The organism is Collimonas rhizosphaerae (genome assembly GCF_038896935.1).
GTDB classification, from domain to species: Bacteria; Pseudomonadota; Gammaproteobacteria; order Burkholderiales; family Burkholderiaceae_D; genus Collimonas; species Collimonas rhizosphaerae.
This window is the reverse complement of sequence record NZ_JBANDC010000005.1, coordinates 31,759-45,248: the sequence shown is the minus strand read 5'-3', so window position 1 is coordinate 45,248 and position 13,490 is coordinate 31,759. Positions and strand designations below refer to the sequence as shown.

General features: G+C 58.9%; 9 protein-coding genes, 3 tRNA genes and 1 pseudogene. 7 read left to right on the top strand and 6 right to left on the bottom strand.

The window, feature by feature from the left end; all coding sequences use genetic code 11:
* Positions 1-5: 5 nt before the first annotated feature.
* Complete coding sequence (gene metG / locus V8G57_RS08365; RefSeq protein ID WP_342828971.1) at positions 6-2,099, bottom strand: methionine--tRNA ligase; 2,094 nt, start codon at positions 2,097-2,099, stop codon at positions 6-8.
* 185 nt (positions 2,100-2,284) lie between these two features.
* Between metG and apbC the strand changes: the two genes are divergently transcribed.
* Positions 2,285-3,373 (top strand): iron-sulfur cluster carrier protein ApbC, encoded by a 1,089-nt coding sequence (gene apbC, locus V8G57_RS08360; RefSeq protein ID WP_342828970.1) that lies wholly within the window; start codon positions 2,285-2,287, stop codon positions 3,371-3,373.
* A gap of 25 nt (positions 3,374-3,398) precedes the next feature.
* Here the strand turns inward: apbC and V8G57_RS08355 are convergent, their stop codons facing one another.
* Positions 3,399-3,743 (bottom strand): cupin domain-containing protein, encoded by a 345-nt coding sequence (locus V8G57_RS08355; protein ID WP_342828969.1) that lies wholly within the window; start codon positions 3,741-3,743, stop codon positions 3,399-3,401.
* A 114-nt stretch (positions 3,744-3,857) separates the two neighbouring features.
* Between V8G57_RS08355 and V8G57_RS08350 the strand changes: the two genes are divergently transcribed.
* The 5 genes from V8G57_RS08350 (at position 3,858) to V8G57_RS08330 (ending at position 6,296) form a co-directional block, all read left to right on the top strand.
* A complete protein-coding gene (locus tag V8G57_RS08350) occupies positions 3,858-4,265 on the top strand; it encodes a DUF4399 domain-containing protein (protein WP_092401738.1) in 408 nt (135 codons plus the stop codon).
* 103 nt (positions 4,266-4,368) lie between these two features.
* Positions 4,369-5,799: a glutamate--tRNA ligase gene (gene gltX, locus V8G57_RS08345; protein WP_342828968.1), complete on the top strand. Its 1,431-nt coding sequence runs from the start codon at positions 4,369-4,371 to the stop codon at positions 5,797-5,799.
* 71 nt (positions 5,800-5,870) lie between these two features.
* Positions 5,871-5,946 (top strand) — tRNA-Ala (locus V8G57_RS08340).
* Positions 5,947-5,987: 41 nt separating this feature from the next.
* Positions 5,988-6,063: transfer RNA gene (locus tag V8G57_RS08335), tRNA-Glu, on the top strand.
* A 157-nt stretch (positions 6,064-6,220) separates the two neighbouring features.
* Positions 6,221-6,296: transfer RNA gene (locus tag V8G57_RS08330), tRNA-Glu, on the top strand.
* Between the two features lie 65 nt (positions 6,297-6,361).
* Here V8G57_RS08330 and V8G57_RS08325 read toward each other — a convergent pair.
* The 4 genes from V8G57_RS08325 to V8G57_RS08310 form a co-directional block, all read right to left on the bottom strand.
* Entirely contained in the window at positions 6,362-7,810 is a 1,449-nt protein-coding gene (locus tag V8G57_RS08325; RefSeq protein ID WP_092401501.1) for a TolC family protein, read from the bottom strand.
* A complete protein-coding gene (locus V8G57_RS08320) occupies positions 7,807-9,948 on the bottom strand; it encodes a peptidase domain-containing ABC transporter (protein ID WP_342828967.1) in 2,142 nt (713 codons plus the stop codon). Before V8G57_RS08320 ends, V8G57_RS08325 begins: the two co-directional genes overlap by 4 nt.
* Entirely contained in the window at positions 9,945-11,201 is a 1,257-nt protein-coding gene (locus V8G57_RS08315) for an HlyD family secretion protein (RefSeq protein WP_342828966.1), read from the bottom strand. Before V8G57_RS08315 ends, V8G57_RS08320 begins: the two co-directional genes overlap by 4 nt.
* A gap of 768 nt (positions 11,202-11,969) precedes the next feature.
* A complete protein-coding gene (locus V8G57_RS08310) occupies positions 11,970-12,638 on the bottom strand; it encodes a DUF4019 domain-containing protein (RefSeq protein ID WP_342828965.1) in 669 nt (222 codons plus the stop codon).
* 366 nt (positions 12,639-13,004) lie between these two features.
* On the opposite strand from V8G57_RS08310, the pseudogene V8G57_RS08305 reads away from it, so the two are divergent.
* A pseudogene (locus tag V8G57_RS08305) lies at positions 13,005-13,475 on the top strand (ESPR-type extended signal peptide-containing protein); the annotation flags it as partial.
* Positions 13,476-13,490: the final 15 nt, after the last annotated feature.

The following is a 13,490-nucleotide window of genomic DNA, read 5'->3' as shown; positions in this document are numbered from 1 at the left end:
GGCGCTTAGCTGACGCGCATGCCCGGCTCGGCGCCTGGCCACGGATTGAGCACATAGATGCCCGGATTGGCCTTGCCGTCGGCGGCCGAGGCTGCCAGCACCATGCCTTCCGAAATGCCGAACTTCATCTTGCGCGGCGCCAGGTTGGCCACCATCACCGTCAGCTTGCCGACCAGTTCTTCCGGCTGGTAGGAAGACTTGATGCCCGAGAATACATTGCGCAAACGGCCTTCGCCGACATCCAGGGTCAGGCGCAGCAGCTTGTCGGAACCGTCCACATGTTCGCAATTGACGATCTTGGCGATGCGCAGGTCAACCTTGACGAAATCGTCGATCTTGATTTCGGCGGCCAGCGGCTCGATGGCGCTGCCGGCGTTATCCGCGGCGGCGGCTTCTGCCGGGACCGCAGCAGCCGGTGCGTCAAACAAGGCGTCCAGCATCTTCGGCTCGACCCGGGTCATCAGGTGCGAGTAGGCGTTGATGCGATGGCCGTCAGCCAGCGGCCGGCTGACATCGGCCCACGCCAGCGGTTCGATTTGCAGGAAATTTTCGACCTGCGCCGCCAGCGCCGGCAACACCGGTTTCAGGTAGATGGTCAGGATCCGGAACGCTTCCAGCAAGCGGCTGCAGACTTCGTGCAGGGCCGCTTCCTTGCTGGGGTCCTTGGCCAGCTCCCATGGCTTGTTGGCGTCGACGTAGGCGTTGATGAGGTCGGCCTGCTCCATCACCGCGCGCAGCGCCTTGCCGTATTCGCGGCCATCGTACAGCGCCTGGATATCGCCGGCGACGCCGCGCAACCTGGCCAGGAACGGATCGCTGCCGGTGGCCCAGGCAGTGCTCAGCTTGCCGTCGAATTTCTTGGCGATGAAACCGGCGGCGCGGCTGGCGATGTTGATGTACTTGCCGATCAGGTCGGAATTCACGCGCGCGACAAAATCTTCCGGGTTGAAATCGATGTCTTCCACTTTCGCGCTCAGCTTGGCGGCGATGTAGTAGCGCATCCATTCCGGGTTCATGCCCAGTTCCAGGTAGCGCAGCGGCGAGATGCCGGTGCCGCGCGATTTCGACATCTTTTCGCCGGAGACGGTCAGGAAGCCGTGCACGAAGACGTTGTTCGGCACTTTCAAGCCCGAGAAGTGCAGCATCGCCGGCCAGAACAGCGTATGGAAGTAGGTGATGTCCTTGCCGATGAAGTGATACTGCTCGGTCTTCGGATCGGCCATGAAGGCGTCGTAGTCGCGCCCGGTCTTGCCGAAATAGTTTTTCAGCGAAGCCAGGTAGCCGACCGGCGCATCCAGCCAGACGTAGAAATACTTGCCCGGCTCATCCGGGATCTCGATGCCGAAATAAGGCGCATCGCGGCTGATGTCCCAATCGCCCATGCCGCCGTCGCTTTCCAGCCATTCCTTGGCCTTGTTGGCGACTTCGGATTGCAGGCGCGGTTTGCCGTCGGCGTTGCCCAGGGCCCAGCCGCGCAGGAATTCGACGCATTGCGGATCGGACAGCCTGAAGAAAAAGTGTTCCGACGATTTCATCACCGGCGTCGCGCCGGTCAGCGTCGAGTAGGGATTCTTCAGGTCGGTAGGCGCATACACCGAGCTGCACACTTCGCAGGAATCGCCGTACTGGTCCTTGGCGCCGCATTTCGGGCATTCGCCCTTGATGTAGCGGTCCGGCAGGAACATGTTCTTGACCGGGTCGAAGAACTGCTCGATGGTCTTGGTCGAGATGAAACCCGCTGCCTTCAGCTTGCGATAGATGTCGCGCGACAGCGCGTGGTTTTCCGGGCCGTCGGTCGAATGCCAGTTGTCGAAGGCGATATGGAAGCCGTCCAGGTATTGCTTGCGGCCGGCGGCGATCTGCGCCACGAATTCCTGCGGCGTGATGCCGGCCTTTTCGGCGGCGATCATGATCGGGGCGCCATGGGCATCGTCGGCGCCGACGAAATTGACTTCATGCCCCTGCATTCGCTGGAACCGCACCCAGATGTCGGCCTGGATATATTCCATGATGTGGCCGATATGAAACGCTGCATTGGCGTAAGGCAGGGCGGTGGTGACGAATAGCTGGCGAGGAGTTGAAGTCAAAGTAATGCTCATTTGGCAATGATTTTGCAACGGCAAGCGCTGCTGGTTGGAATAAAAGAGTGATTTTAGCAGTGACAGGCCGGTCTCTGCTCTAATCCTTGCGCCTGTCCTCGTTTGCGCCGTAGCAGCGGCAGCGGAAAAGCGGCGATTTGGTTTAGACTTGGCGCATCTTATCAAGAACGTGCAGAGGAAAAGCAATGAGCGTCACGATTGAAGCGGTCAAGGCAGCGTTGTCCAGTGTGATCGACCCGAATACCGGCAAGGACCTGGTGAGCAGCAAATCGGCCAGGAATATCCGGCTGGAGGGCGCGGATGTGCTGTTCGACATTGAGCTGGACTATCCGGCCAAGAGCCAGTTTGCGCTGATCGGCGATGCCGCCGCGGCCGCGGTCGGCGCGCTGGACGGGGTCGGCAAGGCCACCCCGCATGTCTATTCGAAAATCCAGTCGCATGCGGTGCAGCGCGGCGTCAAGCTGATGTCCAACATCAAGAACATCATCGCGGTGGCGTCCGGCAAGGGCGGCGTCGGCAAATCGACAACCGCGGTCAACCTGGCGCTGGCGCTGGCGGCGGAAGGCGCGCAGGTCGGCATCCTCGACGCCGATATCTACGGCCCCTCGCAGCCGATGATGATGGGCATCAGCGGCCGCCCTGAAACCAAGGACGGCAAGACCATGGAGCCGCTGGAAAACCATGGCTTGCAAGTGTCGAGCATCGGCTTCATGGTCGATCCGGACGAGCCCATGGTGTGGCGCGGCCCGATCGTCACCCAGGCCTTGCAGCAGCTGCTGGACCAGACCAACTGGCGCGACCTCGATTACCTGATCGTCGACATGCCGCCCGGCACCGGCGACATCCAGCTGACCTTGTCGCAAAAAGTGCCGGTGACCGGCGCCGTGATCGTCACCACGCCGCAAGACATCGCCTTGCTGGATGCGCGCAAGGGCTTGAAGATGTTCGAGAAGGTCGGCATCCCGATCCTCGGCATCGTGGAAAACATGAGCACCCATATCTGCTCCAATTGCGGCCACGCCGAAGCCATCTTCGGCGAAGGCGGCGGCGCCAGGATGTGCGGCGAGTACGGTGTCGAATTCCTCGGCGCCTTGCCGCTGACCATGTCGATCCGGCAGCAGACCGATTCCGGCAAGCCGACCGTGGTGGCCGAACCCGACGGCCCGGTGGCGCACATCTATAAAGAGATTGCGCGCAAGGTGGCGATCAAGGTGGCGGAAAAGGCCAAGGACATGAGCAGCAAGTTTCCTACCATCGTGATCAAGAACGACTAAGGCGAAGCTGCGGCGGCCGCCTTTGTCAAGGCGCGCCGGGAACATCATGGTGGATCGCCAGCCAGATGGTGGGCTGGGCCGCATCGGTCCATTCGATGCGGTGGCGGCAATGTGCGGGGATGTGCAGCCAGGCGCCGGGCCGCATGACGTGTTCAGCGGCACCGCCCTCCAGCGTCAGTCCGGCGCTGCCGCTGAGCAGCAGCACCCATTCTTCCTGCTGGCTGTCGTACCAGAAGCCGGGCGGACTGGCCTGGCCGCTGGAAACGACGCGCTCGATTTTCAGGCCGCCGTGCTGATGCAGAAGTTCGAACACTTCTGCTGAACTGTCCGGCGGCAGCCCGGTCAACAGATTGCCATGGGCAATTTGCATGGTGGTCTCCTTATCTATGGCAGCGATGTATTATTGCACCCGGTGCATTGCACGGATTTTATGTAGGTTTTCGACCGCATTTTTCACCGCATTTTCCACCTAAAGGACAAGGCAATGAAATCACGAATTTTTTCGCTACTGTTTTCCGCGACCCTGCTGAGCGCCAGCCTGTTGCCGCAAATGGCCCAGGCCGCATCGGTCTCCTTCCTTGAACCGGCCGACGGCGCGGTAGTCAGCAGCCCGTTCACCGTCAAGTTCGGCGTCAGCGGCATGGAAGTCAAGCCGGCCGGCGACATGACGGCAAATACCGGCCACCATCACCTGCTGATCAATGAAGACAGCATCCCGGCCGGACAATCGATCCCGATCGACGACAAGCATTTGCATTTTGGCAAGGGGCAGACCGAAACCAGCGTCACGCTGCCGCCAGGGAAATACAAGCTGACCATGCAATTCGCCAACGGCGCCCACCAGTCTTACGGTCCTGAGCTGAGCAAAACCATCAACGTCACCGTCAAATAGCCGATAACCCCGGCCATCGCCGTTTCCATCCGCTGCTGCAACGCGGTAAAATGAGGTTTTCCTTGATAACGGCTTTGGCAATCCAAGGCCGTTTTTATTTATCATGACTGCCAGCACTCCAGCATCTACTGCTTCATCGAAACCGGTACGCACCCGTTTTGCTCCTAGCCCAACCGGTTACCTGCACTTGGGCGGCGCCCGCACCGCGCTGTTTTCCTGGGCTTATGCACGCCATTTCGGCGGCACTTTCGTGCTGCGCATCGAAGATACCGACCTCGAGCGTTCGACGCCCGAGGCGGTGCAGGCGATTGTCGACGGCATGCAATGGCTGGGTTTGCAGCACGACGAAGGCCCGTTCTACCAGATGCGGCGCATGGACCGCTATCGCGAAGTGATCGGGCAGATGCTGCAAGCGGGCACGGCTTATCACTGCTACTCGTCGCCGGAAGAAGTCGAAGCGATGCGCGAACGCATGCGCGCCGCCGGCGAAAAACCGCGCTACGACGGCACCTGGCGTCCGGAGCCGGGCAAGACCTTGCCGCCGGTTCCTGCCGACCGCAAGCCGGTGGTGCGGTTCAAAAATCCGCTTGACGGCGACGTCAGCTGGGATGATGTGGTCAAGGGCAATATCACCATCTCGAACCGCGAAATGGACGACCTGGTGATCGCTCGCCCGGACGGTACGCCGACCTATAATTTCTGTGTGGTGGTGGACGACTGGGATATGGGGATTACCCACGTGATCCGCGGCGACGATCATGTCAACAATACGCCGCGCCAGATCAATATCCTGAAAGCCCTGGGCGCGGCCTTGCCGCTGTACGGCCATGTGCCGATGATCCTGGGCGCGGACGGTGAAAAACTGTCGAAGCGCCACGGCGCTGTCAGCGTGATGGATTATCCGGCGCAAGGCTACCTGCCGGAAGCGATGCTGAACTACCTGGCGCGCCTCGGCTGGAGCCATGGCGACGAAGAGATTTTCAGCATGGAACAGTTTTGCAGCTGGTTCGACCTCGATCACCTGTCGAAATCGCCGGCGCAATTTAATCCTGAAAAATTGGCGTGGATCAACAATCACTACATCAAGCTGGCCGACAATGCGCGCCTGGCGGCGATGGTCAAGCCGCTGATGGAACAGGACGGGGCCGATTTCAGCAGCGCCCCGGATCTGCCGAAAGTGATCGGCCTGCTGAAAGAGCGCGCCAATACCGTCAATGAAATCGCAACCGCGGCCATGCTGTTCTATCGCCGGCCGGCGCCGGATGCGGCATTGCTGACGCAGCACTTTACCGACGCGGTCAAACCGGCGCTGGCCGATTTCGCCGCGCGCTGCGCGACGGTCGAGTGGACCAAGGAAAGCCTGTCGCCGATGATCAAGGAAGTGCTGGCGGCGCACCAGCTGAAGATGCCGCAGATCGCGATGCCGCTGCGCCTGATGCTGACCGGACAGTTGCAGACACCGGCGATTGATGCGGTGCTTGAGTTGTTGGGCCGTGAGGCCGTGATCGCACGTTTGCAACCGTATCTGGCGTAAAACTGCAATAAATCTGCAAATCGGGATTTACAAGCTCTAAATAAGCTTGCTATAATCTCGCTTCTGCAAACGGGGGTATAGCTCAGCTGGGAGAGCGCTTGCATGGCATGCAAGAGGTCAGCGGTTCGATCCCGCTTACCTCCACCAGCACATAGTAGTAAGGCAGCAACGTAGTACGGACAGAAAATGTCCCCATCGTCTAGAGGCCTAGGACATCACCCTTTCACGGTGAGTACGGGGGTTCGAATCCCCCTGGGGACGCCAGAATTCTTTTGGCATCGACAGGTAAACGGGCAGAAATTGACCGCAGATTTTCGGTGTTGAGTGTATTCGATACAATCGATAAGGCCGCCCGATGCGGCCTTTATTGTTTTTTGTCAGCAGTAATAAGTAAGAGCAAGGCCAGTACGGACAGATTACTGTCCCCATCGTCTAGAGGCCTAGGACATCACCCTTTCACGGTGAGTACGGGGGTTCGAATCCCCCTGGGGACGCCAGAATGAAAAAGCCCGCGCAAGCGGGCTTTTTTGTTTTGGCGGCCACAAGTAAGCCGCCAGCTTCGCTAAATCCCATCCATTCGTAGCTGTCCCAAACTTGCCGCCAGCCGCAGTCTTGCGGTTTGCCAGTTGGTCAGTGCCTGGATGCGTTGCTGTTGTGCCGACGCCAGGTCGCTTTGCGCTTTCAGCAGCTCAAGGATATTTCCCACTCCCGCCTTATAGCGCCCCTGCGCCACATCGAAAGACTGTTTCGCGCTGCGTAAAAGAATGTCGGTGGTGTTCAGGTTTTCGGCTTCGGTACGCAAGGCCTGGTCGCTTTTCCATACTTCCAGCATCACCTGCTGCTCGATATTATCGAGGTCGGCCTGCTTGCTCTCGGCCTGGGCTTGCGCGCCGCGCACCTTGTATTTGCGGCTGAAGCCGTCGAGCAAGGGAATGTTGATCTGCAGGCCGATGCTGCGGCTGGCGATGGTCTGCCTGGACGATACCTGGTTGATCGGCGTGTCGTTGCGGTCGCCGGTGGCAAACAGCGACAGCGTCGGCCGGCCGTCGGCGCGGGCGGCGTCGACCTGGGCCTGTGCCGATTTCAGTTGCGCTCGCGCCGCCAGGATTTTCGGGTGGGTCCGCGCCGCTTCGGCGATCAGGTCGCCGACGGCTTGCTGCAACAGCGGCGCGTCGGCGGCTTGCCGGCCCAGGTCGGCAAGCGTCAGCGCCGTGTCCGGCCGCCAGCCCATGGTAATGGCCAGGGTGCCGATGGCGCTCTGCAGGTCGCCTGCCGCTTGCGCCCGTTTCAGGCTGGCCTGGGCGTAGGAAGTCTGGGCCTGCAATTTGTCTGCCAGCGTGCCGGCGCCGGCGGCATGCTTGGCTTCGCTGGCCTGGAAACTGCGCTGGGCGGCCTGTTCCGCATCCATGGTTGCCGCCAGCATGGCTTGCGCCGCCTGCGCCTGGTAAAAATTTTGCACGGTATTCAGGAACACCGTCTGCAGCGTGTCGTCCTGGGCCGCGTTGGCGGCATTCAGCAGCTGCCGCGCATTTTCCAGGTTGGCGGCGCGCAGGCCGAAGTCGTACAGCACCCAGCTCAGATTCAGGTTGATGTCGCTGCTGTGCGTCTTGAGCGAGGAATCGGCTTGCGGAAAGTCGGGATAAGTAGTGCGATTGTCGGTCTTGCTCCAGCTGCCGCCCATGGTCAGGGTCGGCAAATAGGCGGCACGGCTCACGCCTAGCGCTGCCGCCTGCGTTTTGACATTGGCCCAGGCCTGGCGGGTTTGCGGATTGCGGCATAACGCGCGCTCGACGGCGTCCAGCAGGGTCAGCGGGTTGGGCAGCTGCGGGCTGAAGCCGCAGCTGTTGCTGCCGGCCAGGAGCGCCGTGGCAGGCGTGTTCGTCACTGCATTCGCCGTGCGCAAAGGATCGGCCCAGATGGAGTCCGCGCGGCTCGGCGCAGAGACCAGCAAAGCCAGCGCCAGCAGCGGCCATAACCTCGGACGCGACGCGCGTTTTACCGAAGCTGTCATGCCGGTGTTTCTTCCATCTGCGCAGGCAAGCGCAGGTCGTCGATCACTTTGCCGCCCGCCAGGTTGATCACGCGGTCGGCGCTGTTGATGGTTTCCGGCCGGTGCGCGACGATCACGCGCGTGATGTTGATGGATTTGATGGCGGCATTGACCAGGTGCTCGCGCTCGATATCGAGATGGCTGGTGGCCTCGTCCAGAAACAGGATCTGCGGCCGCTTGTAAAGCGCGCGCGCCAGCAGCACCCGCTGTTTCTGGCCGCCCGAGAGGATGGTTCCCATGTCGCCGACCAGCGTGTTGTAGCCCATCGGCATGGCGGTGATATCGTGGTGGATCGCCGCCAGCCGGGCGCATTCCGCGATCCAGGCATGGTCGGCCTGGGGATCGAAGAAGCTGATGTTGTCCGCCAGCGAACCGGCGAACAGCACGTCGTCCTGCAGCACGGTGCCGATCATCCGGCGCAGTGCGTCCAGGCCGACATGGCTGACGCTCTGGCCGCCGATCAGCACCTCGCCTTGGGTCGGCGCCAGGATCCCCAGCAGGATATTGATCAATGTCGTCTTGCCGCCGCCGGAAGGCCCGACGATAGCGACCGATTCGCCGGCGGCAATCCGGAACGAGACGCCGTCCAGTACATACGGCTCCTGCTCGGCGTAGCGGAAGCGCAAGCCGCGCACCTCCAGCGACGGCGTCAGCGGCGCCTCCTGCTCGCCGACGAGACGGCCATGCGCGGTTTCCGGCTGCTGCAGCACGATGTCGGCCAGCCGTTCGCCTTGCAGCTGCAGCATCTTGACCTCGACGAATTTGTCGATCAGCGAGCTGACCCGGCTGTCGAACTGGCCTTTGTAGGCATTGAAGGCCATCAGTACGCCTACCGTGAAATTGCCGTCCATGACCATCCTGGCGCCGAGCCAGATGATCAGGATGTTTTCAATGCCGAACAGCACGCCGTTGAGCGACTTGTAGAGCAGGTTCAGTTTCTGGGTGCGCAGGTCGGCGTTGACCTGGTCGACCAGCAAGCTCAGCCAGCTGGCGCGGCGCTCGTCCTGGCGCTGGAACAGCTTGATGGTCTTGACGCCGCGTATGGTTTCCAGGAAATGGCTTTGCTGTTTCGCCGCATGGATGATCTGTTCTTCCGTGGCGTGGCGCAGCGGCGCAAACCAGGCCCAGCGCCCCAGGCCGTACAACGCCATTGCGCCGATCGCAACCCAGGCCAGCAGCGGGCTGTAGATGAACATCAGCACCAGCGTGACGACGGTCATCACGCCATCCAGGATCGCTTCCAGGAACGAAGTCGTCAGCGTGTGCTGGATGGCGCCGACCGCGCCGAAGCGGGAGACCACGTCGCCCAGGTGGCGTTTTTCAAAATAAGCCACCGGCAGCCGCAGCAGATGGGTAAGCACATTGGCTTGCCATTGCACATTGAGGGTCGTGCTCATGTACATCAGGACCCAGCTGCGAGCGATGTTGACGGCCTGCTGCATCAGCATCAGCAGGCCGAAGCCGAGCGCCAGGGTGGTCAATAAATCACGGTCGGCGGAGACCAGCACATTGTCGATCACCCATTGCAGGAAGAACGGGCTGACCACCGCAAACACTTCCAGCGCCAGCGACAGCAGCAGGATCTGGCTGAACGAGCGATACAGGCCGGTGACGCGGCCCAGCAAGGCGCGCAAGTGCACCGTCTGTTTCTCTTCCGCCTGCTTGAAGCCGGGATTCGGCCACAGTTCGAGCGCTACGCCGGTAAAGGACTTGGCCACTTCCTCCATCGGCAGCTTGCGGATGCCGAAGGCGGGATCGTAGACCGTCGCCGAGCGCGGGCCGACTTCCTGCAGCACCACGAAATGATTCAGGTTCCAGTGCAGGATGCAGGGCAGCTTGAGCTGCGCCAGGTCCTCGAGATCAAGCTTGAGCGGGCGCGTGGCAAGCTCCAGCTGACCGGCGATCGCGATCAGGTCGCGCAAGGTGGAACCCTTGAGCGAAACCGGGAAGCGGCGCCGTAGCGTGGCCAGGTCGGTGCGGTAGCCATGGTAGCCGGCCACCATGCCCACGCAGGCGAGGCCGCATTCCGTTGCTTCGGTCTGCAGCATCAGCGGCAAGGCCGGCGCCAGGCCGAAAGAGAGTCGATTGAGCATGGTCAAAGCTTGCCGGTCAGGCTATAGAGGGGTTCCAGCACCCATTCGTAGAGATGGAGTTTTTCTTGCCGGACGTCGGCTTCCAGCAGCATGCCGGCCTGCAGCGCTTGTTGCTTGCCGTAGGCGGTGACTTGCTGCGACGCCAGCCTGACGTTGATGCGATACATGGGTTCGCTGTTGCTGCTGCCGGCGGGAGTTCCGATGGTGTTCAATTCATTGTTCGGCAGCGCCGTCTTCGCCACCGATTCCACCACGCCTTTCTGATGGCCGAATTTCTGGTACGGGTAGGCTTGATAGCGAATCAAGACCTGGTCGCCGGGACGCACAAAACCGATGGCCCGGCTCGGCGCGTACAGTTCGGCGCGCAAGGCGGCGCCGGCCGGCACGATGCTGACCAGGGGCCGGTTGCCGTCGACCGACTGGCCGGCGTCGGCAATCACTGTCGTCGCAGTGCCGGATTCCGGCGCAGTGACGGCGATGCGCCGCTTGGCTTCGCTTTCGGTCAGTTCCTGGCCGGTGCTGGTGAGCGTACGGTCAATTTGCGCCAGCTGGTTCTGCTGCTTCAAAGACAGGCCGCTCAGTTCGGTTTGCTGCGCCGACAGTTCGCGGCCGACAGTGATGCGGTCGCGTTCCAGGCTCTGCTGGCGATTCTTCTGGTCGAGCAGGTCTTCCTGCTTTTGCTGGAATTGTTCTTTCGAGATGTAGTCTTGCTGCAGCAAGCCCTGGTAACGCTGCAAGGTTTCCTGCGCCAGTTTGACGCGGTCCTGCTGACCCGCGATCTGGTTGTCCAGCTTGGCCAGTTCATTGCCGAGGGCGGCAATTTTATTGTTCAGGCCGGTATGCTCTTCCTGCTGCAGCTGCCGCGTCTTTTGCATTTCATCGCGCAGGCTGGCCTGGCGTTGCTCAACCTGGCTGCTGATGGCCGCCTGGGTCGCACCCAGGGTGCTGCTTTGGCGCTCGCTGGACAGCACGTACAGCACTTCGCCGGCCTTGACCTGCTGGCCTTCCTTGACGTGCTGCTCGATGACGATACCGCTCTGCGGCGCATAAATCTTGATCAGGCCGGCGTCCGGGATCAGCTGGCCGCTGACGGTGCTGTGCCTGGTGTAGCTGCCCCAAGCCAGGAAGGCGCAGATGATAGCCGCCAGCACTACGGCGAAGGCAGTCAGGAAGGTGAACGAAAGCGGGCGGACCAGAACGATGTCGCCTAGCCATTTGGTCTGCTGGGCGGCAAGCGCCTGTTCTCGGAATAGGGACATATTGCTTTTGAAATGAAAAAAACACGGCAGGATGTGCCGTGTTTTTAACCGGAAAGTTTAATTCAGGTTGAGCCGCCGTTTGTCGGAGGAATAACTACCGGAGGAGGTGTTGGAGTGCCGCAGACCGGTTTAACCGGGGCGCAGGCACCGAAGAGGCTGCTAAGGCAGGCAGCGAAAAGATCGAGTAGGCAGCAACCGCCGCTGACTTGTTCAACTTCTTTCATTGATAATTGCTGAATGGCCATATTTATTCCCTTTGATTAATAAAAACCGCCAATAATGGCGGCCTCTTTATCCCATGCTGAAATTACTCCGCAATAATATTTAATTGTTAGAATATTAAATCAAATTTATTATTGCAAAAATATTATGTTCGTGCACTTTGATCCTGGCAATAAAGAAATGCCAACATTAACAATAGTTGACATTTTTAATCATCGAATTGTTTATGTGGATTTGATATTCAAAGCAATTAATGATGCTCATTGGAAATTTTTAATTATCCAATGGGAAAGTGAATGGATAAAATCGGAGCGCGCAGCGATAGTTTTGACAATCAATTGGAAGGAAATGCGAATGAGCATATTGCGACGAGGAAATATTCAGCAGGCTCTCTGCCATCGTGAATGACTTAAGTAATTGACTTAAGTAATTAAAGCGCTTCAGCAGGTTTAAACCGCGAGCGTTGCAGCACGCAAGGGTTCTTAATATCGAGGAATGCAGCCGTCGCCGGATGATCGGCTGGCGGCTTTCTTTTTGGCGCTTACCTTATTGTTTGTCGCGCGGAACATATCCGGTCATCCGCCACACCCCGTTCGGATCAAGCTGGAAACTGATCAATTCGAAAACCGTATGGCCGTCCTTGAGGTCGGTTGCATAGTCGATATTGGCGTACAGCCCGGCCGGCGTATTCTGGATATCGGCGTCATAGCGGATCCGTACCACCGACGCCCATCGGCGCCCGGATACGGCGCCTATGGCGGATCGCGCCTGGTTCATGTTCTTGACGAATGTTTCCTTGGGAATCCGCATTTTCACGAAGCTGGCCGCATTCTCCCAGACGTCGCCCGTGGCGTTGCCGTCGATCTGTTGCAAAATTACCAATCCTTTCTGGATCAGCGCGTCAGCCGATGTGCTTTCCTGCGCAATTGCGCCATTTGACATGCTTGCCAGCAGGCAGATGAACAAGCCGGGGATGAGATTGAAAATGCGTTTCATGGAAGATTCCTTGTGGTTCAAGCATTGTTTTGGCGCTGCCATTCTAATGATGTTTTTTTGAAAGCCGCAAGCGAAAAATTTGGCAGCCGTAGTTGCCGGATAGATCAATTGAATAAAAATAATCAAATAAATTTCATGATTGCCGGGTTTTTTCAGCTTAATTATTTTATTTAAAAATGAAAAAGCAAAATCCGGAACATGGGCGGTTTTAATGATCAAGTTTTAAAAAGTAAATGTTAACTTGATTTGAGGAAATTTAAACCCAGGTTCTTTTATGTATTGCTATAGAGAACAAAGAGATTCTGGTGGTTAATTAAATTTTCTGTAAAGAAAATAAATGTCGTTATTTAATCACAATATTTGTCAACGAATGTCACATATAGACATGAATTGTCAATTTACGTTTCCAGGTCGAATTTTAACTATTGTTTTTTTGTAGTATCCCCTCCGTATTCCCCAAAAAATCTGCCGACACGAGCATCTCATCCGGATTTTTCCTGATGCGATTTTAGGTATTCGACATCGTCTGCACGATCTGCCTGATTCATCACACAAGCCGTACCGATTTTTTATATAGAGCTAACCATGAATAGAATTTACCGCACCGTCTATAGCGAAGCGCTTGGGACCTGGATCGCCGTCTCCGAAAATACGGCGGGCCGCGGCAAGCGGAGTAAATCGTCTGCAATCGGTGCGGCAGTGATCGTGATCATGGTGGCGGGAGCTGGAATGAATTCCGCTCACGCGCAATATAAAGCTGGCGGTGGCAATGCTACGGCCGGCACCAACGCTATTGCTATCGGCTCGGACCCAACCGGCACCAATACCCCAGGCCAAAGCCCGACCGCGACGCAAAACGGAGCAGTTGCCATCGGCGGCAATTCAACCAGTGGGGCAACCACGGCTAGCGGTGTGAACTCGACGGCGTTCGGCACCTCGTCCCAGGCGACCAACACGGCCGCATCGGCGTTTGGCCAGGCGACGATAGCGAGCGGGCAGTTTGCCACCGCTCTGGGCAGCGCCTCCCAAGCGACCGCAAACTACGCCACCGCGCTCGGCGGCAACAGTTTC